The sequence below is a fragment of the Pseudomonas fluorescens genome, assembly GCF_000968015.1.
In the GTDB taxonomy this organism is placed as follows: Bacteria; Pseudomonadota; Gammaproteobacteria; order Pseudomonadales; family Pseudomonadaceae; genus Aquipseudomonas; species Aquipseudomonas fluorescens_W.
Genome location: NZ_LACH01000001.1, coordinates 37,472 through 58,901 on the forward strand (window position 1 = coordinate 37,472; position 21,430 = coordinate 58,901).

Annotated in this window: 19 protein-coding genes; 3 read left to right on the forward strand and 16 right to left on the reverse strand. The window is 59.8% G+C overall.

The window, feature by feature from the left end; genetic code table 11:
- Positions 1-200: 200 nt before the first annotated feature.
- The 12 genes from hutG to hutC form a co-directional block, all read right to left on the reverse strand.
- Positions 201-1,004: an N-formylglutamate deformylase gene (gene hutG, locus VD17_RS00180; RefSeq protein ID WP_046052157.1), complete on the reverse strand. Its 804-nt coding sequence runs from the start codon at positions 1,002-1,004 to the stop codon at positions 201-203.
- 10 nt (positions 1,005-1,014) lie between these two features.
- Positions 1,015-2,220 (reverse strand): imidazolonepropionase, encoded by a 1,206-nt coding sequence (gene hutI / locus VD17_RS00185; protein ID WP_046052158.1) that lies wholly within the window; start codon positions 2,218-2,220, stop codon positions 1,015-1,017.
- Positions 2,221-2,237: 17 nt separating this feature from the next.
- Positions 2,238-3,647: an amino acid permease gene (locus VD17_RS00190; RefSeq protein ID WP_008149483.1), complete on the reverse strand. Its 1,410-nt coding sequence runs from the start codon at positions 3,645-3,647 to the stop codon at positions 2,238-2,240.
- Between the two features lie 125 nt (positions 3,648-3,772).
- On the reverse strand, positions 3,773-5,305 hold the full coding sequence (gene hutH, locus VD17_RS00195; protein ID WP_046052159.1) for a histidine ammonia-lyase: 1,533 nt from the start codon (positions 5,303-5,305) through the stop codon (positions 3,773-3,775).
- Between the two features lie 131 nt (positions 5,306-5,436).
- Positions 5,437-6,960, reverse strand: a complete 1,524-nt coding sequence (hutH, locus tag VD17_RS00200; protein ID WP_046052160.1) for a histidine ammonia-lyase — start codon at positions 6,958-6,960, stop codon at positions 5,437-5,439.
- 169 nt (positions 6,961-7,129) lie between these two features.
- Positions 7,130-7,960, reverse strand: a complete 831-nt coding sequence (locus tag VD17_RS00205) for a quaternary amine ABC transporter ATP-binding protein (RefSeq protein WP_052962672.1) — start codon at positions 7,958-7,960, stop codon at positions 7,130-7,132.
- Positions 7,957-8,808, reverse strand: coding sequence for an ABC transporter permease (locus VD17_RS00210; RefSeq protein WP_033055315.1), 852 nt, complete (start codon positions 8,806-8,808; stop codon positions 7,957-7,959). The genes VD17_RS00205 and VD17_RS00210 overlap by 4 nt, the downstream gene beginning before the upstream one ends.
- A 70-nt stretch (positions 8,809-8,878) precedes the next feature.
- The gene (locus VD17_RS00215; RefSeq protein WP_033055314.1) at positions 8,879-9,847 is read right to left on the reverse strand and encodes an ABC transporter substrate-binding protein; all 969 of its coding nucleotides are present in this window, start codon (positions 9,845-9,847) and stop codon (positions 8,879-8,881) included.
- Positions 9,848-9,916: 69 nt separating this feature from the next.
- Positions 9,917-11,389: a purine-cytosine permease family protein gene (locus VD17_RS00220; RefSeq protein WP_046052161.1), complete on the reverse strand. Its 1,473-nt coding sequence runs from the start codon at positions 11,387-11,389 to the stop codon at positions 9,917-9,919.
- 145 nt (positions 11,390-11,534) lie between these two features.
- Positions 11,535-13,223: a urocanate hydratase gene (gene hutU / locus VD17_RS00225; RefSeq protein WP_046052162.1), complete on the reverse strand. Its 1,689-nt coding sequence runs from the start codon at positions 13,221-13,223 to the stop codon at positions 11,535-11,537.
- Between the two features lie 463 nt (positions 13,224-13,686).
- On the reverse strand, positions 13,687-14,256 hold the full coding sequence (locus VD17_RS00230; RefSeq protein ID WP_046052163.1) for a HutD/Ves family protein: 570 nt from the start codon (positions 14,254-14,256) through the stop codon (positions 13,687-13,689).
- A 10-nt stretch (positions 14,257-14,266) separates the two neighbouring features.
- On the reverse strand, positions 14,267-14,977 hold the full coding sequence (gene hutC / locus VD17_RS00235) for a histidine utilization repressor (RefSeq protein ID WP_177326944.1): 711 nt from the start codon (positions 14,975-14,977) through the stop codon (positions 14,267-14,269).
- A 146-nt stretch (positions 14,978-15,123) separates the two neighbouring features.
- Between hutC and VD17_RS00240 the strand changes: the two genes are divergently transcribed.
- Positions 15,124-16,488: a formimidoylglutamate deiminase gene (locus VD17_RS00240; protein WP_046052165.1), complete on the forward strand. Its 1,365-nt coding sequence runs from the start codon at positions 15,124-15,126 to the stop codon at positions 16,486-16,488.
- 118 nt (positions 16,489-16,606) lie between these two features.
- On the opposite strand, the gene VD17_RS00245 is transcribed toward VD17_RS00240, so the two are convergent.
- Both VD17_RS00245 and VD17_RS00250 read right to left on the reverse strand, forming a co-directional pair.
- Positions 16,607-17,176, reverse strand: coding sequence for a lipocalin family protein (locus VD17_RS00245; RefSeq protein WP_046052166.1), 570 nt, complete (start codon positions 17,174-17,176; stop codon positions 16,607-16,609).
- Positions 17,177-17,207: 31 nt separating this feature from the next.
- A complete protein-coding gene (locus tag VD17_RS00250) occupies positions 17,208-17,462 on the reverse strand; it encodes a lipoprotein (protein WP_046052167.1) in 255 nt (84 codons plus the stop codon).
- 30 nt (positions 17,463-17,492) lie between these two features.
- On the opposite strand from VD17_RS00250, the gene VD17_RS32080 reads away from it, so the two are divergent.
- Together VD17_RS32080 and VD17_RS00255 are read left to right on the forward strand one after the other, a co-directional pair.
- Positions 17,493-17,645 (forward strand): hypothetical protein, encoded by a 153-nt coding sequence (locus VD17_RS32080; protein WP_185753080.1) that lies wholly within the window; start codon positions 17,493-17,495, stop codon positions 17,643-17,645.
- A 79-nt stretch (positions 17,646-17,724) separates the two neighbouring features.
- Positions 17,725-19,617: a methyl-accepting chemotaxis protein gene (locus VD17_RS00255; protein ID WP_221174426.1), complete on the forward strand. Its 1,893-nt coding sequence runs from the start codon at positions 17,725-17,727 to the stop codon at positions 19,615-19,617.
- 135 nt (positions 19,618-19,752) lie between these two features.
- Here VD17_RS00255 and VD17_RS00260 read toward each other — a convergent pair whose 3' ends face one another.
- Together VD17_RS00260 and VD17_RS00265 are read right to left on the reverse strand one after the other, a co-directional pair.
- Positions 19,753-20,355 carry a DUF924 family protein gene (locus VD17_RS00260; protein WP_046052169.1) on the reverse strand — a complete coding sequence of 201 codons (603 nt, stop codon included), beginning with the start codon at positions 20,353-20,355 and terminating at the stop codon, positions 19,753-19,755.
- Between the two features lie 3 nt (positions 20,356-20,358).
- Complete coding sequence (locus VD17_RS00265) at positions 20,359-21,369, reverse strand: class 1 fructose-bisphosphatase (RefSeq protein ID WP_033055301.1); 1,011 nt, start codon at positions 21,367-21,369, stop codon at positions 20,359-20,361.
- Between the last annotated feature and the right edge of the window lie 61 nt (positions 21,370-21,430).

Consider the following 21,430-nt stretch of genomic DNA (forward strand, 5'->3'; position numbering starts at 1 on the left):
ACGCAGCGTCGAGAGGGTAAAAGCGAACTGTGGCGACCGTGTTTTGCACGGTGGCGACTTCATGGCGAAGTGCTTTACCTGTGGGAGCGAGCTTGCTCCGGGCGGCGTTCCGACGATGGCGGACTAGCAGGCAACATTAATGCTGAATGTCATGGCCTCATCGCGAGCAAGCTCGCTCCCACAGGGTTATGCGCCAGGTTCTAACGTTTGTAGTGCTTCTCGCCCCAGGCCAGCAGCCCTTGCAGCAATTCCTTGAGCACCACCTGCGTCGGCGCCGCCAGGTCCGGGCGATAACGGAACGGCTCGAACTCTTCCATGTACGTGCACTGGCCCAACTCCAGTTGCACCGCATGGATGTTCTCGGCCGGATTGCCGTAATGCCGAGTGATGTGGCCGCCCTTGAAGCGACCGTTCAGCACATGGCTGTAATCGCCGTGGCGCGCGCAGATGGCTTCCAGCTGAGTGGCCAACTGTGGATCGCAACTGGCCCCGTTGAAGGTGCCGAGGTTGAAGTCCGGCAGCTTGCCGTCGAACAGGTGCGGGATGATCGAGCGGATCGAGTGCGCATCGAACAGCAGCGCGTAGCCGAACTCGGCTTTCAGTCGCGCCAGCTCGTTCTGCAAAGTGCTGTGGTACGGCGTCCAGATCTGCTCCAGGTAAGTCGCGCGTTCCGCCGCTGACGGCTCATGCCCTTCGCGGAACAACGGAATACCGTCGAACAGCGTGGCCGGGTACAGACCGGTGGTCGCGCCGACATACAAAGGCTTGTCGTCAGACGGTCGATTCAGGTCGATGACAAAACGCGAGTACTCGGCGGCCAGGGTGCTGGCACCCAGCTCGGCAGCAAATTCGTAGAGCTGCGGGATATGCCAGTCAGTGTCCGGCAGGCTTTTCGCGTCGGGGATCAACCCGGCTTCGACCGTCGGGGTCAGGCGCAGGCCGGCGTGGGGCATGCTGATCAGCAGCGGCACGCGGCCTTGTTTGAAGTTCAGAACCTTATCCACAACTGTTCTCCTAAATGCTCACTTCAACGCCGTGACGCACGACGCGTTTTTCCAGGTCACCGCCCAGCCAATACGACAGGTCGGCCGGACGATCGATTTGCCAGGCGACGAAATCTGCACACTTGCCGACTTCCAGCGAACCGTGGGTTTCAGCCATGCCCAGCGCCGTGGCGGCATGAATCGTTGCACCCGCCAGCGCTTCTTCCGGGGTCATGCGGAAACAGGTGCACGCCATGTTCAGCATCAAACGCAACGACAGCCCCGGTGAGGTGCCTGGGTTGAGGTCAGTGGCGATGGCGATTTTCACGCCGTGTTTGCGCAAAGCTTCCATCGGCGGCAATTGGGTTTCCCGCAGGAAGTAAAAGGCGCCGGGCAGCAATACTGCGACGGTGCCGGACTTGGCCATGGCGATGGCGTCGTCTTCGGTCATGAATTCCAGGTGATCGGCCGACAGTGCGTGGTAACGCGCGGCCAGACTCGAACCATGCAACGACGACAACTGTTCGGCGTGCAGCTTTACCGGCAAACCGAGTTTCTGCGCGGCGATGAATACCCGCTCGACCTGCGCTGGCGAAAACGCCAGGTATTCGCAGAACGCGTCCACCGCATCCACCAGCCCTTCGGCGGCCAGGGCCGGGAGCATCTCGGCGCAGATGTGATCGATGTAGTCGTCGGCACGGTCCGCGTATTCCGGCGGCAAGGCGTGAGCCGCCAGGCAGGTGCTGCGCACGCTGACCGGCAGTTCGGCGCCGAGACGGCGGATGACCCGCAGGATTTTGCGTTCGCTGGCCAGGTCCAGGCCGTAGCCGGATTTCATTTCGACCGTGGTCACGCCGTCGCGCATCAGGCTCTTCAGACGCTTGGCGGCGCTGGCGAACAGCTCATCTTCAGTGGCCGCGCGAGTGGCGCGCACGGTGCTGGCAATGCCACCCCCGGCCGCTGCGATTTCTGCATAGCTGACGCCTTGCAGACGCTGTTCGAATTCACCGCTGCGGTTACCGCCGAACACCGTGTGGGTGTGGCAGTCGATCAGGCCCGGCGTCACCCAGGCCCCGTTAAGATCATTGACTGCCGGGTACTCGCCCGACGGTAGCTCAGCGCGTGGGCCGATCCACTCAATGTGCGCTCCTGACGTCACGATGGCCGCATCCTCGATGATCGAGTAGGCGCCTTGCGCCATGGTTGCGACGTGGCAGTGTTGCCAGAGAGTTTTCATCCGTGGCCTCCGTTAGGTTATCGATGAGAAAAAGAAGGTTCCCGCTCCACGGGTACTGCTTTCCCTGCCGCCGGTTTCACCCACGTCAGGTAGGCCAGCACCAGCAATACAATCCAGACCACGCCGACGATCAGAGCCGCCTGGGTGTCCGGGAAATAGCCCAGCACGCCAAAGATGAACAGCATGAAGGCAATCGCCGCCATCGGCGCATAAGGCCAGAACGGCACCGGGAATTTAAGTTGCGCGACCTGCTCGGCACTCATGGAGCGACGCATGGCCACTTGGGTGAACAGAATCATCAACCAGACCCACACTGTCGCAAAGGTGGCGATAGAGGCAATCAACAGGAACACGTTTTCCGGAATCAGGTAGTTCAGCAGCACGCCCAGCAGCAGCGCGACACTCATTACCACCACGGTCATCCATGGCACGCCATTGCGCGACAAGCGGGCGAAACCTTTGGGCGCATGCCCTTGCTGGGCCAGACCGTACATCATGCGGCCAGCGCCGAAGATGTCACTGTTGATCGCCGACACTGCCGCCGAGATCACCACGATATTGAGAATGGTCGCCGCCGAGCTGATCCCCAGGTTGTCGAAAATCTGCACGAATGGGCTGCCTTGGCTGCCGATCTGCTGCCATGGAAAAATCGACATCAGCACAAACATCGTCAGCACGTAGAACAGCAGGATACGCAACGGTACGGCATTGATCGCCCGGGGCAGCACGCGCTGCGGGTCTTTGGCTTCACCGGCGGTCACGCCGATGATTTCAATGCCGCCAAACGCAAACATCACCACCGCGAACGAAGCGATCAGGCCGCCCACGCCATTGGGCATGAAGCCGCCATGGCTCCAGAGATTGCTGATGTCGGTCGCCTGGGCGCCAGGCGCGGTGCTGATGCCGAACAGCATGATGCCGAAGCCACCGAGGATCATCGCGACGATGGCCGCGACTTTGAGCAGCGACAGCCAGAACTCCATTTCACCGAAGACTTTGACGTTGCACAGGTTCAAGCCACCGACCACTGAAACGATGCCCAGCACCCAGATCCAGCGGGCGACTTCCGGAAACCAGAAGCCCATGTAAATACCGAACGCGGTGACGTCGGCCATGCCGACGATGACCATTTCAAACGCATAGGTCCAACCGAGGATGAAGCCCGCCATCGGCCCAAGATAGGTGCTGGCGTAGTGACCGAAAGAGCCGGCCACCGGGTTGTGCACCGCCATCTCACCGAGGGCGCGCATGACCATGAACACCGCCGCGCCACCGATCAGGTAAGCGAGCAGGACCGCAGGACCGGCCATTTGAATGGCCGAGGCAGAACCGTAAAACAGCCCGGTGCCGATCGCCGACCCCAGCGCCATGAAGCGAATATGTCGGGCAGAGAGCCCGCGTTTCAAACCCTTTTCTGACTGCTGCATTGCTCGTCCTTATTTATTTTTATTCGACGCATAATCGAATCGCGAGCAAGTCGAATCGTCGCACCGTCGCTCCCACATTGGATTGCGTAAACCCTGTGGGAGCGAGCTTGCTCGCGAAGGGACCATTACAGGCTAGGCAGCAACTTCGCCGAAACCAGCTCGTTCAGGCAACGAGTCGCCAGAAGCTCGCTAGCAGCATTGATGTCCGGCGCAAAGAAGCGATCCTTCTCATAGAACGGCACTTCAGCACGCAGGATGGCGCGAGCCTTTTCCAGCTTGGTCGAAGTCTTCAGACCGTCACGCAGGTCGAGGCCCTGAGCTGCCGCCAACCATTCCACCGCGAGGACGCCGCGAGTGTTTTCGGCCATTTCCCACAGGCGCTTGCCGGCAGCCGGGGCCATGGAAACGTGGTCTTCCTGGTTCGCGGAAGTCGGCAGGCTGTCCACCGAGTGCGGATGGGACAACGCCTTGTTCTCGCTGGCCAGAGCCGCTGCGGTCACCTGGGCAATCATGAAGCCGGAGTTCACGCCGCCATTGGCCACCAGGAAAGGCGGCAGTTGCGACATGTGCTTGTCCATCATCAGCGAGATACGACGTTCGCTCAGGGAACCGATTTCAGCGATGGCCAACGCCATGTTGTCGGCGGCCATGGCGACCGGTTCGGCGTGGAAGTTACCGCCGGAGATCACATCGCCTTCAGCGGCGAATACCAGCGGGTTGTCCGAAACGGCGTTGGCTTCGATGGCGAGCACTTCGGCGGCCTGACGAAACTGGGTCAGGCAAGCGCCCATGACTTGCGGCTGGCAGCGCAGGGAGTACGGGTCCTGCACTTTTTCGCAGTTTTCGTGGGAGTCGGACACTTCACTGCGCTCGCCCAGCAGATCGCGGTAAGCGGCAGCGGCGTCGATCTGGCCTTTCTGGCCACGAGCGGCGTGGATGCGCGCGTCGAACGGCGAGCGCGAGCCCAGCACGGCTTCAACAGTCATACCACCAATGGCCAGGGCGCCAGCAAACAGGTCTTCGCCTTCGAACAAACCGCGCAATGCATAAGCGGTAGAAACCTGAGTGCCGTTGAGCAGCGCCAGACCTTCTTTGGCAGCCAGGGTCAGCGGAGTCAGACCGGCGACTTTCAGCGCTTCGGTTGCTTCCATCCACTCGCCTTTGTAGCGAGCTTTACCTTCGCCCAGCAGCACCAGCGACATGTGGGCCAAAGGCGCCAGGTCACCAGATGCACCGACCGAACCTTTCAATGGGATATGCGGGTAAACCTCAGCATTGATCAGGGCGATCAGCGCGTCGATGACCTTGCGACGAATGCCGGAGAAGCCACGGCTCAGGCTGTTGACCTTGAGCACCATGACCAAGCGAACCAGTGCGTCGCTGATCGGCTCGCCGACACCGGCGGCGTGGGACAGCACCAGCGAGCGCTGCAGGTTTTCCAGGTCTTCGCTGGCGATACGGGTCGACGCCAGCAGGCCGAAACCGGTGTTGATGCCATAGGCGGTGCGGTTCTCGGCGAGGATCTGTTCCACGCAGGCAACGCTGGCTTCAATCTGGTTCGAGGCGCTGTCATCGAGGGTGATTTTGACCGGCTGCTGATAGACATCACGCAGTTGGGCAAGGCTCAGTTGGCCGGGAATAAGGTTTAACGCAGTCATTTCGTGCTCCTTTTGAGAGTTTGTCTTCTCTTAGGTGAAGAGTACTCACCAGACGCTCCGGAAGTGTCCGTTGTCCGTCGCGTCTCGCCTTCTGGGGAGCCGCGCCTTGGCACGCTGGTGTTTTGTAAAAATCAGTTCAAGTTTGGTAACGCGCTGTGCAGCAAAATCGGGTCTTTCAAAACGGCGGCGGCACTGGCGATGTCTGGTGCCAGCCAGCGGTCCTGGTCGTAGGCCGGAACTCGCTCGCGCAGCAGACGCCAGGCGGCATCGGTGCCGGCGCCGAAGCGTTGCTCTTTCAAGAATTCAAACGCCTGAGACGCCAGCAGGTACTCGATGGCGAGGATCTGCGTGCAGTTTTCCAGGGCGCGATGCAGCTTCAGCGCGGCGTTGGTGCCCAGGCTCAGGTGGTCTTCCTGCAGGCCCGAGGTGACGTAGTTGTCGAGCACCGCCGGTTGCGCCAACTGACGGTTTTCCGCACACAACGAAGCAGCGACGTACTGGACGATCATCATTCCGGAGTTCACCCCCGGATTGGCCACCAGGAATGCCGGCAAACCGCTGACATGCGGGTTGATCAGGCGGTCCAGACGACGCTCGGCGATGGAGCCGATTTCTGCCATGGCCATCGCCAGCAAATCAGCGGCGAGTGCGACCGATTGGCCGTGCGGGTTGGCCTGGGACATGACGCGGAAGTTGTCCGGCGTGCCCAGCAGCATCGGGTTGTCGGTGACGGAGTTGAGTTCGGTTTCGATCTGCTTTATGGCGTGCTCAAGCTGATCGCGAGCGGCGCCGTGAACCTGCGGAATCGAGCGAATGCTCAGCGCATCCTGAGTACGAATGCCTTGGCTGCTGGCAATCACTTCACTGCCATCGAGCAGTGCCCGCAGGTTGATGCCGACTTGCTGCATGCCCGGGTGCGGCTTGAGGGCAATGATCTCGGCATCGAACGCGGCAATCTGGCCGCGCTGGGCTTCGAAGCTCATGGCGCCGATGACATCGGCCCACTGCAGCAGACGCGTGGCGTCGGCGATTGCCAGGCAACTGAGGCCGGTCATGCACGGCGTGCCGTTGACCAGGCACAGGCCATCTTTGGCGCCGAGCTGAACCGGTTGCAGGCCTTCTTCCGCCAGGGCTTGCTGTGCGGAAACGATCTGCCCGCGATAGCTGACATTGCCGACACCCAGCAGCGCGATGCTGACGTGGGCCATGTGGGTCAGGTAACCCACCGAACCCTGGGACGGCACTTGCGGGGTGATGCCGCGATTGAGCAGCGCCAGCAAGGCTTCGACCACTTGGCGATGAATGCCGGATTTGCCCTGGCTATAGTTGCGAATGGCGGCGCAGATGATTGCGCGGGTCTGTTCGTCGGCCAATGGTGCGCCGACGCCACAGGCGTGACTGAGCAGGGTGTTGCGCGACAGTTGGCTGAGCTGTTCGTCTTTGAGCGAGACATTGCACAGCGCGCCGAGGCCGGTGTTGACGCCATATGCGCGCTCGCCGCTGACGACGATGCGCTGGACGATCGCCTGGGCATTTTCGATCCGCGCCCAGACCTGTGGCGACAGTTCAAGCTGTGCGCCATGACGGGCTACGGCGACCACATCCTGCCAACGCAACGGGGCGTCGGCGATAACGATTTTTTCAGCCTGGGACATCTTTGACCTCAACCGTACAACTTGAATATTGATGCAGCTTCACCGGCCTCATCGTCGGAACGCCGCCCGGAGCAAGCTCGCTCCCACATTGGAATGCGTACCCCTGTGGGAGCGAGCTTGCTCCGGGCGGCGTTCCGACGATGGGGCCAGTAAACTCACCGCAAATCTCTTAAACCACCGCAGCCCGCCGCTGTACGAACCGGTCCACATACTCATCCGCCGGCGAATGCAGGATCTCTCTTGGCGTGCCCACCTGAATCAGGCGGCCATCCTTGAGAATCGCAATGCGGTTGCCGATGCGCACGGCCTCGTCGAGGTCGTGGGTGATGAAGACGATGGTCTTGTGCAGGGTCTTTTGCAGTTCCAGCAACTGATCCTGCATCTCGGCGCGGATCAGCGGGTCGAGGGCACTGAAGGCTTCGTCCATCAGGATGATGTCTGTGTCCGCCGCCAAGGCGCGGGCCAGGCCCACACGCTGACGCATGCCGCCCGAGAGCTGATGCGGGTATTTGTTTTCGTAGCCCTTTAGGCCCACGGTGTTGATCCAGTGCAGCGCGCGCTCGGAGCACATTTGCTTGGTCTCGCCACGCACTTTCAGGCCGTAGGCGACGTTATCCACCACGGTCTTGTGCGGCAGCAGGCCGAAGCTCTGGAACACCATACTGATCTTGTGCCGGCGAAATTCGCGCAGGGCTTCCATGTCGTATTGCAGGATGTCCACACCGTCCACCAGGATCGCGCCGCTGGTCGGGTCGATCAGGCGATTGAAGTGGCGCACCAGCGTCGACTTGCCGGAACCCGACAGGCCCATGATCACGAAGATCTCGCCGGTGCCGATGCTCAACGACAGGTCGTTCACGCCGACCACGCAGCCGGTTTCGGCCAGCACCTGATCTTTGGTTTTGCCCTGGCCAATCATGGCCAGCGCATCCTTGGAACGGTTGCCGAAAATCTTGAAGACGTTTTTGACTTCGATCTTGCTGATGGCTTCGTTGTTCATTTGCTCACCTCATGCCGTGCCCGACCATACGCCTGAGTAATACGGTCGATAACCACTGCCAGAATCACGATCGCCAGACCGGCCTCAAGACCACGTCCGACGTTGAGGGTCTGAATCCCCACCAACACGTCTTCGCCAAGACCACGAGCACCGATCATCGAGGCGATTACCACCATCGACAGGGCCATCATGGTGGTCTGGTTAATCCCGGCCATGATGCTCGGCAGGGCCAGCGGAAGTTGCACGCCAAACAGTTGCTGCCAGCGGTTGGCACCGAAGGCGTTGATCGCCTCCATCACTTCGCCGTCGACCTGGCGAATGCCCAGATCAGTCAGGCGGATCAGCGGTGGTGCGGCGTAGATCACGGTGGCGAAAATCGCCGGGACCTTGCCCAGGCCGAACAGCATCAGCACCGGGATCAGGTACACGAAACTCGGCATGGTCTGCATGATGTCCAGCAGCGGCATCAGGATCGAACGCAGGCGATTGCTGCGTGCTGAAAGAATGCCCAGAGGAATGCCGATCATCACCGAAATGATGGTCGCCACCATCATCAGCGCCAGGGTCTGCATGAGCTTGTCCCAGAGGCCGACTGCACCCACCAGGAACAACAAGCCAACGATCACGGCGGTGGTCACGACTTTGCGGGTCGCGTGCCAGGCAACGCCCGCCACGATCGCCAGCATCAGCCACCAGGGCGCCGCACGCAGCAGCCCTTCAAGATTGACGATGGCCCACAACAGGGTGTCGGAGATGCTGCGGAACACATCGCCGTAGTTGGTGACCAGTGAATCGACCCAACTGTTGACCCAGTCGGCGATGGAAAAGGTAAAGCTTTCGGGAAACATAAGAGACTCTCAATCAAGGGGTTGCGATCAAGCGTCCGACTGCCGCTCAGGGCAGCCGGAGAGGCTCAACCTACAAGGCCGCGTCGATTTTCTTGGCTGCGTCGTCGCTCACCCATGCGTGCCAGACTTCAGGATGTTCCTTCAAGAAGATCTTGGCCAGTTTTGGTGACTCGATCCGCTCTTTGGCCATGCGCCCGAGGTTCTGGTTGAGCAGGTCGATTGGCAGGTTGACCTTTTCCAGCACAGCCACCAGTTCCGGGGCTTGCTCGTGGAAGGTCTTGGACAGGCCGACCTTGATGGTCACTTGCTTGTTCACACCTGGTTTCTCATCGAGTTTGACCAGATCCACCTGGCCCATCAGCGGGGTTGGCGACCAGTAGTAGAACAGGATCGGCTCGCCACGCTTGTAGCTCGACAGCACCGCGGCATCCAGCGCCGGGCCGGTGCCCGGACGGAAGTTGGTGTAGGTGCTTTCCAGGCCGTAGCTTTTCAGCATTTCGCTGTTGTCGAGTTCACAGGTCCAGCCGGCCGGGCAGTTGTAGAAACGGCCCTTGGATGGCTCTTCGGCGTCCTTGAACACGGCGGAATACTTGCCCAGGTCAGCAATGTTTTTCAGGTCCGGCGCCTTGGCTTCCAGCTTGCGCTTGGCATCGCCTTCGATCACGTAACGCGGCACGTACCAGCCTTCGACAGCACCCACCACAGGAGCGCCGACACCGACGACCTTGCCGGCCTTCTCGGCCTTGTTCCAGACTTCGCTACGACCGACCCACTCTTCGGCGAAGATTTGAATGTCGTTGCTGCTCAGGGCGTTTTCCATGGTGATGGAGTTGCCCGGCAGGCTGTCAGTCTTGCAGTCGTAGCCTTTCTCCAACACGACTTGCAGCACGTCGGTCAGCAGCATGGCGCTTTCCCAGTTCAGGCCGGCAAATTTCACCGGTTTGCCCGACTCGCACCAACCCGCCGCCTGAGTGGCGCCGGCACTGGCCAGCAGGCCCATGGAAAGCAATGTGGTCAGCAGGGTCTTGTTCGATTTCATTGTAGTGACGCTCCTAATCATGAGTTGGCTTACGGCAGTCAAGAGGCATCCAGCCCTGTCCACGTCCAATCAGGCCTGCGCCGCAGCGCGACCGGCCCCGCTTGTTATAGGTGCTGCATTGCTGTCCTGCTCGACCGGCAGAATCAGGTGATCAGGTACGGAGCCGTGCCATTTTTTTGCGCACACGTAGTACAGGGCGGCGGGAATCACCAGACCGATGATCCAGGAAATATCCACATCACCCAGGGCCGCTACCAGCGGACCGGTATAGAACTTGGTGGAGATGAACGGCAACTGCACCAGCACACCGAACACATAGACGCTGATACCGAGGGCGTTCCACCGGCCGTAGCGACCATTCGGATCGGCCAGCGCCGGTACGTCATAGCGCTCGCGGGTGATGCAGTAGTAGTCCACCAGGTTGATCGCGCTCCATGGCGTAAAGAACGCCAGCAAGAACAGGATGAAGGACTTGAACGCACCGAGGAACGAGTGCTGACCGAGCAACGCCATCAGGGTCGCCGCACCGACGATGACCAGCACGAAGACCAGACGCTGCAAACGCGAGACCTTCAGTTCACCACGGAAGCCGCTGATGATGGTCGCAATGCACATGAAGCTGCCGTAGGAGTTGAGCGTGGAGATGGTGACCTTGCCGAACGCGATGCTGAAGTACAGCAGCGCAGCGGTGGCACCGGTTCCACCCAGACCCACGATATAGGCCACTTCGTGGCCGGCGAATTGCCCGTTGGCCGAAGCGGCAGCGAACACGCCGAGGACCATCGCCACCTGGGCGCCAATGACCGAACCTGCACCTGCGGCAAAAAAAGTTTTCACCGAGGAAATCTTGCTCGGCAGGTAGCGAGAATAGTCCGCCACATAAGGGCCGAAAGCGATCTGCCAGGACGCCGCGAGCGACACCGCAAGCAGGAAGCTGCTCCAGCTGAAGTGACGGATTTGCAGAAGTGCACCAACGTCAACCTGACTTATCAGACGGCTGAACAGATAAACAAAGGCAATCACGCCAATGACACTGGCGACACGGCCTATCCAATGGATCACCCTATAACCGAGCACCGTGACCAGCACGATGACACTGGCGAAAAGGAGGATACCGACGGTGTCGCTGACCCCGAACAACTGGCCCAGCGCCTGGCCGGACAGCACGGTGCCCGTGGCGGTGAAGCCAAGGTACATCAGGCACACCAGCACAATCGGGATAGCGGCGCCGTAAACGCCAAACTGAACGCGGCTGGAGATCATCTGCGGCAGGCCAAGCTTGGGCCCTTGCGCCGCATGCAGCGCCATGACGCCACCGCCGAGCAGTTGACCGATCAACAGACCGATCAACGACCAGAACACGTCACCGCCCAGCACCACGGCCAGGGCCCCGGTGACAATCGCGGTGATTTGCAGGTTGGCACCCATCCACAAGGTGAACTGGCTCAACAGACGACCGTGTCTCTCCGCTTCCGGGATGTAGTCGATCGAACGTTTCTCGATCAACGGTTTACTGCCTGCACGATCGCTGTTAACAGCCATGATTCAACCTCTGTGGATTGTTATTCTTGGTTTCACTCAAATTTCTGTAGGAGCTGTCGAGTGAAACGAGGCTGCGATCTTTTGCTTTTAAGAAGATCAAGATCAAAAGATCGCAGCCTGCGGCAGCTCCTACAGGTTTTGCGTTTTATTTGCCGGTAATCATCGGCAGGTTCAGACCCTGCTCCTTGGCGCAGTCGATCGCGATCTGGTAACCCGCATCGGCGTGACGCATGACACCGGTAGCCGGGTCGTTGTGCAGGACGCGAGCGATACGCTCGGCCGCTTCGTCAGTACCGTCGCAGACGATTACCATGCCCGAGTGCTGGGAGAAGCCCATGCCGACGCCGCCGCCGTGGTGCAGGGAAACCCAGGTCGCGCCGCTCGCGGTGTTGAGCAGAGCGTTGAGCAGTGGCCAGTCGGACACGGCATCGGAACCGTCCTGCATCGATTCGGTTTCGCGGTTCGGGCTGGCGACCGAACCGGAGTCCAGGTGGTCGCGACCGATCACGATTGGCGCGGACAATTCACCGCTGCGAACCATTTCGTTGAACGCCAGACCGAGCTTGGCGCGCAGGCCCAGGCCAACCCAGCAGATACGTGCCGGCAGACCCTGGAAGCTGATGCGCTCGCGCGCCATGTCCAGCCAGTTGTGCAGGTGGGCATCGTCCGGGATCAGTTCTTTGACCTTGGCGTCGGTTTTGTAGATGTCTTCGGCGTTGCCCGACAGTGCAGCCCAACGGAATGGACCGATACCGCGGCAGAACAGCGGACGGATGTAAGCGGGTACGAAGCCAGGGAAGTCGAATGCGTTTTCGACGCCTTCTTCTTGGGCCATCTGACGGATGTTGTTGCCGTAGTCGAAGGTCGGAATGCCCATCTTCTGGAATTCGAGCATCGCTTTAACGTGCACGGCCATCGATTGCTTGGCGGCTTTGACCACGGCAGCAGGCTCGGTCTTGGCGCGAGCGCGGTACTCTTCCCAGGTCCAGCCGGCCGGCAGGTAACCGTTGAGTGGGTCGTGGGCGCTGGTCTGGTCGGTGACCATGTCCGGGCGCACGCCACGCTTGACCAGTTCCGGCAGGATTTCAGCCGCGTTACCCAGCAGGGCGATGGAAATCGCTTTGCCTTCCTTGGTGTATTTGGCGATACGTGCCAGAGCGTCGTCGAGGTCGGTGGCTTGCTCATCGACGTAACGGCTGTTCAAACGGAAATCGATGCTGACCTGCTGGCATTCGATGTTCAGCGAGCAAGCGCCGGCCAGGGTCGCGGCCAGTGGCTGAGCGCCGCCCATGCCGCCGAGGCCTGCGGTCAGGACCCAACGACCTTTCAGGTCATCGTTGTAGTGCTGGCGACCGGCTTCCACGAAAGTTTCGTAGGTGCCTTGAACGATGCCCTGGCTGCCGATGTAGATCCAGCTGCCGGCGGTCATCTGGCCGTACATGGCCAGGCCTTTGGCGTCGAGTTCGTTGAAGTGTTCCCAGCTCGCCCAGTGTGGCACCAGGTTGGAGTTGGCGATCAGTACGCGCGGGGCATTGCTGTGGGTCTTGAACACGCCGACCGGCTTACCGGATTGCACCAGCAGGGTCTCGTCGTCATTCAGGTTGGTCAGGCTTTCGACGATCTTGTCGTAGCATTCCCAGTTACGCGCCGCACGGCCGATACCACCGTAAACCACCAGTTCTTTAGGGTTCTCGGCGACTTCCGGGTCGAGGTTGTTCATCAGCATGCGCAGCGGCGCTTCGGTCAGCCAGCTTTTGGCGGTCAGCTTGTTACCGCGAGCGGCACGAATTTCAACGTCACGAAACTTAGTAGGTTTCTGGGTATTGTCAGTCACGAAAAAGACTCCTCAGCGATCAATCCAAACCAACCCTGGCGGTGGGTAAGCCAGCCTGTGCGCGTCAAAGCGACACAAGCGAATCAGTGGACGTTGCGAGGAGTCTCGATCGACTCATACGCATACGTCTTTACTTGTACATACAAGCATATGCAATCAAGCGGCCAACTTGCTGGATGAGTGTTCAAGAAAAGTTTTGAAAGGGCTGGAAGGCGCCTGAATCAAGGGTTCTGGCAAAGATGAAATTTTTCGGGGGGATTTTGCGAGGGGTGTGACTGCTGTTACCTGAACGTGGTTTTGCGCCACGCTGGGGCGTTCGGTAACAAGTTGGTGCGCAATGGGGAACGTTGGAACGCAAAAAGATCGCAGCCTCGTTTCACTCGACAGCTCCTACTGGAGAATGGCGTTCATCCTGTAGGAGCTGTCGAGTGAAACGAGGCTGCGATCTTTTAAGAACGTTGAATCAGCGTGCGATCAGTTCGATCACGCAGCACGGTCCATTGCTGGAGACTTCCAGCAGGCCGACGTTACCGTCGAGTTGCAGGCAATCATGGCGACCGAGTTGTGCGGCACTGTTACCGACCTTCACTTCAAGCTCGTCGGTGACACTAAACACCAACACAGTCCCGGCCGAGCTGAAAAACCGTTGCCCGCCGTCCAGCCACTGCAATCGCGCGTTATAACGCTGCGGCGCATAAATCAAATTGAAGTCGCGAATCGGCCCACCGAGCAATGTGCAGGAAACCTGGCTCTCGCCGCTGAAGGCAAACGGGTCCAGCGGTAACAGTGGCTTTGTGTCCTGGCCATCAACCCGCAAGGTCATGCCGTCGCCTTGCAGGACAGTGATCACTCGCTCATAGCCGGCGAATGTCGAGAAGCCGCCCGACTCGCCGATGTCGGCAATCGACAGACGCCAGCCGAAACCCTCAAGGCCGGCGCCTCCATCACGGGTGATTTCTTCAGTGCTGCCGCCGCCGTTTTTCCATGGCATGCGTGGGTAATCAACGGCGCGTAAAACCTTCAACTCACTCATTTATGGCTCTCTATTTATGGAACCGCCCTTCCAGACGATGACGGGAACCGGGGTGGATCAAACGGGCGGCGGTCACTGGCTGACGGCCGGACCAGGTGCGGCGACGAATCAGCAGGCACGGCTCGCCCTTTTCAATCTGCAGCAACTTGCACTCGCTGGCCTCGGCCAGAATCGCCTCGACCACGTGCTCGCCTTCGGTCAGCGGCGCGACCTGGTTCAGATAGGCGTATGGCGTTTGCAGGGTGAAGTCCTGCTTGAGGTAGTCCGGCGCCACCAGCGCGTTGACGAAACGGTCTTCGATTTGCACTGGAATATCATTTTCGAAATGCACGATCAGCGAGTGAAAGACTTTCTGGCCTTCGCGCATGTCCAGCGCCAGTGCCCGCTCGGAACCGGCAGCCTCTTCTTCGAGGGTGATGACCTTGCAGGTGTGGCGATGGCCACGGGAGGCGATTTCGTCGGCGATGTTGTGGACTTCAAACAGCGCGGACTGACTTTTCGGCTCGGCGACGAACGTGCCGACACCCTGCATGCGCACCAGCAGACCGTCGGCGGTCATCTCGCGCAGGGCGCGGTTGATGGTCATGCGGCTGAAACCCAGCTGGTTGACCAGCTCGCTTTCCGACGGAACGCGGTAGTGCGGCGGCCAGTTTCCACTGTCGATTTGCTGGGTGATCATCTGTTTGACGCGGGCGTACAAGGGCGCCGGACTGTCGCCCATGTGTGCGGCCAACGGAGAGACTGCAGGCGGAGTCGGCACGGTTAATCCTTGTTCATTTGGTAGAGGTTGCTAGCTTGCCGGAGTTTACCGAGCAGGCAAACGTCTGTATATGTATATACAAATAACACACGATGGGGTGCTGAACCATGTCCGCCTTCTTTGCCGAACGCGCGCTGCTGCCTAGTGGATGGGCCAATAATGTACGTCTTGAGGTCAGCGCCGATGGCGTATTGACCCATATCCAGGCCGATTCCAATGCAGATGGCGCCGAACGGCTAAGCGGTCCGCTGCTGCCGGGTATGCCGAATTTACACTCCCACGCCTTCCAGCGCGCCATGGCCGGGCTGGCGGAAGTGGCGGGTAATCCGAATGACAGTTTCTGGACCTGGCGCGATTTGATGTATCGCCTCGTCGGAAAAATCAGCCCGGATCAACTCGGCGTCATCGCCCGTCAGCTGTACATCGAAATGCTCAAGGCCGGTTACACCTCGGTCGCGGAATTTCACTACGTGCACCACGACACCAACGGCCAGCCATACGCGGACCCGGCCGAACTGGCGCTACGCATCAGCCAGGCCGCCAGTTCCGCCGGGATCGGCCTGACCCTGCTGCCGGTGCTCTACAGCCATTCCGGTTTCGGCGGCCAGGCCCCGAACGACGGTCAGCGCCGCTTTATCAACAGCACCGAAAACTACCTCAAGCTTCAGTCGCGCTTGCAGCCGATCCTGGCGCAGCAACCGGCGCAGTCGTTGGGTTTGTGTTTCCACTCGTTGCGCGCGGTAACACCGCAGCAGATCAGCGAAGTGCTGGCGGCCAGCGACAAGCAGTGCCCGGTGCACATCCACATCGCCGAGCAGCAGAAGGAAGTCGATGACTGCCTGAGCTGGAGTGGCCGCCGTCCGCTGCAATGGCTGTACGAAAACACCGAGGTCGATCAGCGCTGGTGCCTTGTTCACGCAACCCACGCCAACCCGGAAGAAGTCACGCTGATGGCCAAGAGTCGCGCCATCGCTGGCTTGTGCCTGACCACCGAAGCCAACCTCGGCGACGGGATTTTCCCGGCGGTGGATTTCCTCGCTCAGGGCGGGCGCATGGGCATCGGTTCCGACAGCCATGTGTCATTGAGCGTGGTGGAAGAATTGCGTTGGCTGGAATACGGCCAGCGTCTGCGCGACCAACGGCGTAATCGTTTGTATGGCGCGGATCAGCCGATGGTTGGCCGCACGCTGTACGACGCTGCGCTGGATGGCGGGGCTCAGGCGTTGGGTCAGCCGATTGGTGCGCTGGAAGTTGGCAATCGTGCGGATTGGCTGGTGCTGGATGGCAACGATCCGTACCTGGCGACGGCCAGTGGCGACGGAATTCTCAATCGTTGGCTGTTCGCCGGCGGTGATCGTCAGGTGCGGGATGTGCTGGTCAATGGCCAGTGGGTTGTGCGCGACGGGCGTCATGCCAGGGAAGAAGAAAGCAATCGGGCGTTCACCCAAGTCCTGCGAGATCTGTTGGGCTAACGCAAAAAACTGTGGGAGCGAGCTTGCTCGCGATGGGGCCATCAGCCTCAACAATGATGTTGACTGATAGACCGCCATCGCGAGCAAGCTCACTCCCACATTTGTTCTCTACTAGCCGTCAGTCCGAGGTCTTGGCCATCTGCGTATCGGTCGCGCGCCAGATCAGCCGCGTAGTGTCGTAGCCCTGCTGACGCGCCTTGCTCAGCAGTTCCTCACGCACTACACCATTGACCGTCGGGGTCCGTGACAGCAGCCATAGATACTTGCGGCTCGGATCGCCAACAATGGCGGTCTTGTAGTCATCGCTGACATACAACACCCAGTACTCGCCCTTCGCCGCACCCGGAATCAGCCGCGAAAACCAGGTATCGAACTCGACCCATAGCTTGTCGGTTTTGCCCGGTTCCTGTGGCCAGGCCACGCCTTTGGCCTCTTCCCATTGCCAGTCAGCCGTCAGGCAGCGATTGAGCACCAACACCTTGCCGTCAGGCTTGAGCGTGTAATGGGCTTCGGATTGCGCGCAGTTGCGCTGGAAATACATCGGCAGACGAGCCAACTCGTACCAGGTCCCTTGGTACTTCTTGAGATTGACGCTATTGGCAGTTTTCGGTGCCAATGGATCTACGCCGGAAGTGGCGCAGCCGGCCAATACCAGGCCGGCAAAAAGGAGTATCAATAACCGCTTCATTGTTTTTCTCCCGTGGGCGTGTAGCCCCGGTTTACTTCAGGCCTTGGCCGGAAAACATCAGTACTTTGTCACCGGCGTACTGCACGCTGATAAAGCTGTTCTTGTCACCCCATGTGCAACTGGACATGCCGAGCGCGCCCGAGCAATCGGCGGGTTTGCCCAGCAAGGTTTCTACTTCGGCCTTGGGCATGCCTGACGACAGCTTCGAATAGTTTTCCTGATTAACCTTGCTGCACGCAGCCAACAACACGCAGAACGAAAGCAGGGCAATAGAACGCAGCGACATGGTGTAGCTCCTGGGGCGAAGGGGAATGGCATGGCTGCCAAGCTGAAGCTTAGAAGAGAAAACCCCTTTCTGGTTCCCTGGTCGGCCGGCTATTTATCAGGCCGCTCGTCTGCCTTTTTTCGAAAAATCAGCAACTTTCTTTCGCTATTGAGTATTTCGTCGGTTTTCGCAAAAGCCGCCTAATCTTTGGCGCCAGCTGGTCGACATAAAAGCAACGCAAGACGCCCTTTTTGATTAGCCCCCCTCCGCGGTAGCTCATTTAATGACCAGAAACATGAAGTTCAGCCACAAGATCTTGTTGGCTGCCGCCCTTGTGGTGGCCGTTGCATTCGCTTGTTTCATCCTCTTCAACGACTACCGCCAGCGGCAAACCCTGCGCAGCAGTACCGAATCCTCGATGCAGGAACTCGGTAGCCTGACCACCAGCAACATCCAGACGTGGCTGGAAAGCCGCATTCAGTTGCTGCAATCACTGTCCCAGCAGATCGCCGTGGACGGCAGCGCCCCGGCCAACCTCAAGCGCGCCATTGACCTGCCGGCCTACACCAGTAATTTTCAGCTGAGCTACTTTGGTGGCACCGATGGCGTGATGTTCTCGGTCCCGGCCGGCAATCGTGCCGCGGATTACGACCCTCGCGCCCGTGGCTGGTACAAGGCGGCCAACGGTGCGCAACAGACCATCGTCACCGAACCGTACATTGCCGCGTCATCGGGAAAACTGGTGATCACCGTCGCCACCCCAGTGAAACATCAGAATCAAATGATCGGCGTCGCTGGCGCAGACATTGACCTGTCCAGCGTCAGCGCAATCATCAACTTGCTGAACTTCGGCGGCCACGGCCACGCGTTCATCGTCAGTGCCGACGGCAAGATCCTGATCCACCCGGACAGCAAACTGGTGCTCAAGAGCCTGACCGACGCCTACCCGAACGGCGCGCCGAAAGTCAGCCCGGGCATGAAAGAAGTCGAACTCGACGGCAAGACCCAATTCATCTCCTTTACCCACATCAACGGTGTGCCTTCGGCAGACTGGTACGTGGCGCTGGTGCTGGATCAGGACACCGCGTTCTCGATGCTCAGCGAATTCCGCACCTCGGCGATCATCGCTATGGTCATTGCCGTAGTGATCATCATCGCGTTGCTGGGCATGCTGATCAGCTTCTTGATGCAGCCGCTGTTGACCATGGGCCGCGCCATGCATGACATCGCCGAAGGTGAAGGTGACCTGACCAAACGCCTGACCATCCACGGCCAGGACGAATTCGGCGCTTTGGGCACCTCGTTCAACCGCTTTGTAGAGCGTATTCACACCTCGATTCGCGAAGTGTCCTCGGCCACCGGCCAGGTCAACGAAGTCGCCTTGCGTGTGGTTGCCGCGTCGAACTCGTCGATGTTCAACTCCGACCAGCAAGCCTCGCGCACCAGCAGCGTCGCCGCCGCTATCAACGAATTGGGCGCCGCCGCCCAAGAGATCGCCCAGAACGCCGCCCTCGCCTCTCAGCATTCGAGCGATGCTCGCGCATTGGCCGAGGACGGCCAGCAAGTCGTGGATAAAACCATCGCGGCGATGCAGCAGCTCTCGGCGAAGATCAGCGATTCGTGCGGCAACATCGAAACGCTCAATAGCAACACCGTGAACATCGGGCAGATTCTGGAAGTGATCACCAGCATCTCCCAGCAGACCAACTTGCTGGCACTCAACGCCGCCATCGAAGCGGCCCGTGCCGGTGAAGCCGGTCGTGGTTTCGCCGTGGTGGCAGACGAAGTGCGTAACCTCGCGCACCGTACTCAGGATTCGGCGCAGCAAGTGCAGAAGATGATCGAGGAACTGCAAGTCGGCGCCCGGGAAGCCGTGATCACCATGACCGACAGCCAGCGCCAAAGCGAAAGCAGCGTCGGCATCGCCAACCAGGCGGGCGAACGTCTGGGCAGCGTGACTCAGCGTATCGGTGAGATCGACGGGATGAACCAGTCGGTGGCCACGGCGACGGAAGAGCAGACGGCGGTGGTGGAGTCGATCAACGTCGACATCACCGAGATCAACACGCTGAACCAGGAAGGCGTGGAGAACTTACAGTCGACGTTGCGTGCGTGTTCAGACCTTGAGCAGCAGGCGGCGCGGCTTAAACAGTTGGTGGGTAGTTTCAGGATTTAAGCCGCTCTCACTGGCCCCTTCGCGAGCAAGCTCGCTCCCACAGTGGATCTCTGTCGTGCACAAAATTTGTGTCCAACGGAGATCAAATGTGGGAGCGAGCTTGCTCGCGAAGGCGGCATCAGCCGCGATGAAGATTCAGAACCTTGAACCAGGTCCCGAAAGAAACGCCAACTCCTCAGCCGTAGACTCCCTTCCCAACACCGCATTCCTGTGCGGAAACCGTCCAAACCGCGCAATCACCCGCTGATGTTTCTCGGCATAGCTCAGGTAATCGGTAAACAGTGCTCGATCAGCCTCCGGCTGTTGGGCAACCAGATCGATGTACCGCGAAACCGCTTCGTTCTGCACCGCCAGATTCTCGCAATGCTCAAACACCAGGTAGATGAACACCCGATGGATCGGCCGCAACTGCCGATCGAAATCCGCAGCAATACCTTGCGCTACCAGTGCCTGAGCCCTGAGATCGCCTGAAAAGGATTTGGGAGTGTCACGAAAGATCATTCGTGGGAGTTGATCGAGTAACAGCACCAGAGCCAGCCAACCTTCGGGGCGTTGCGCCCATTCGGTCAATCCGCCGGCCAGTGCCTGCTCGACCCAGTCCCCGAAACGCGTGCGCGCTTCGAGGTCCTGGCTGTCGCGCTTGCCGAACCATAACTTGCCCTTCTCAGCCGCTATTTCGTTGGGGGATTCGAGCGTTCCGAACCACCATTCGAGCAACGGCTGCCAGGGCGCGGTCATGGTTTATTCCTTGTGGTAAGCCGTGACGCGTGCGACTTCTTCTTTCGAGCCGAGGAACACCGCTACGCGCTGGTGCAGGCCGTCAGGCTTGATGTCGAGGATGCGCTGATGGCCATCGGTGGAAGCGCCGCCAGCCTGTTCAACCAGGAACGACATCGGGTTGGCTTCGTACATCAGACGCAGCTTGCCCGGCTTGGAGGGTTCGCGGCTGTCGCGTGGGTACATGAACAAGCCACCACGGGTCAGGATGCGGTGTACATCGGCAACCATCGCGGCGACCCAGCGCATGTTGTAGTTCTTTTTCAGCGGGCCTTCATCGCCCGCCAGCAATTCGCCGACGTAGCGTTGTACCGGGGCTTCCCAGTGACGCTGGTTGGACGCGTTGATCGCGAATTCCTGAGTGGATTCCGGGATCGTGATGTCTTCATGGGTCAGCACAAAGCTGCCCATTTCACGGTCCAGGGTAAAACCTTTTACGCCGTCGCCCAAGGTCAGCACCAGCATGGTCTGCGGGCCGTAGATAGCATAACCGGCAGCTACCTGCTCGGTGCCTGGCTGCAGGAAGGCCTTTTCGTTCAAGGCTTCGTTCTGACTCAGGTATTCGCTCGGGCAACGCAGCACCGAGAAGATCGTACCGACCGGCGCGTTGATATCGATGTTCGACGAGCCGTCCAGTGGGTCGAATACCAGCAAGTACGCGCCTTTCGGGTATTTGCCCGGGATCTGGTAGGCATTGTCCATTTCTTCGGACGCCATGCCGGCCAGGTGACCGCCCCATTCGTTGGCTTCGAGCAGGATCTCGTTGGAGATCACGTCGAGTTTCTTCTGCACTTCGCCTTGGACGTTTTCGGTGCCCATGCTGCCCAGAACACCACCGAGGGCGCCCTTGGACACGGCGTGGCTGATTTCCTTGCAGGCGCGCGCCACCACTTCGATCAGGAAACGCAGATCGGCAGGGGTGTTGTTGCTACGGGTCTGCTCAATCAAATAGCGACTCAGGGTAACGCGGGACATGGAAGGCTCCGGTGGAATGGGGGGGCTAAAAACCCGCGCAGTTTAACGCGAGTCGGGGCGC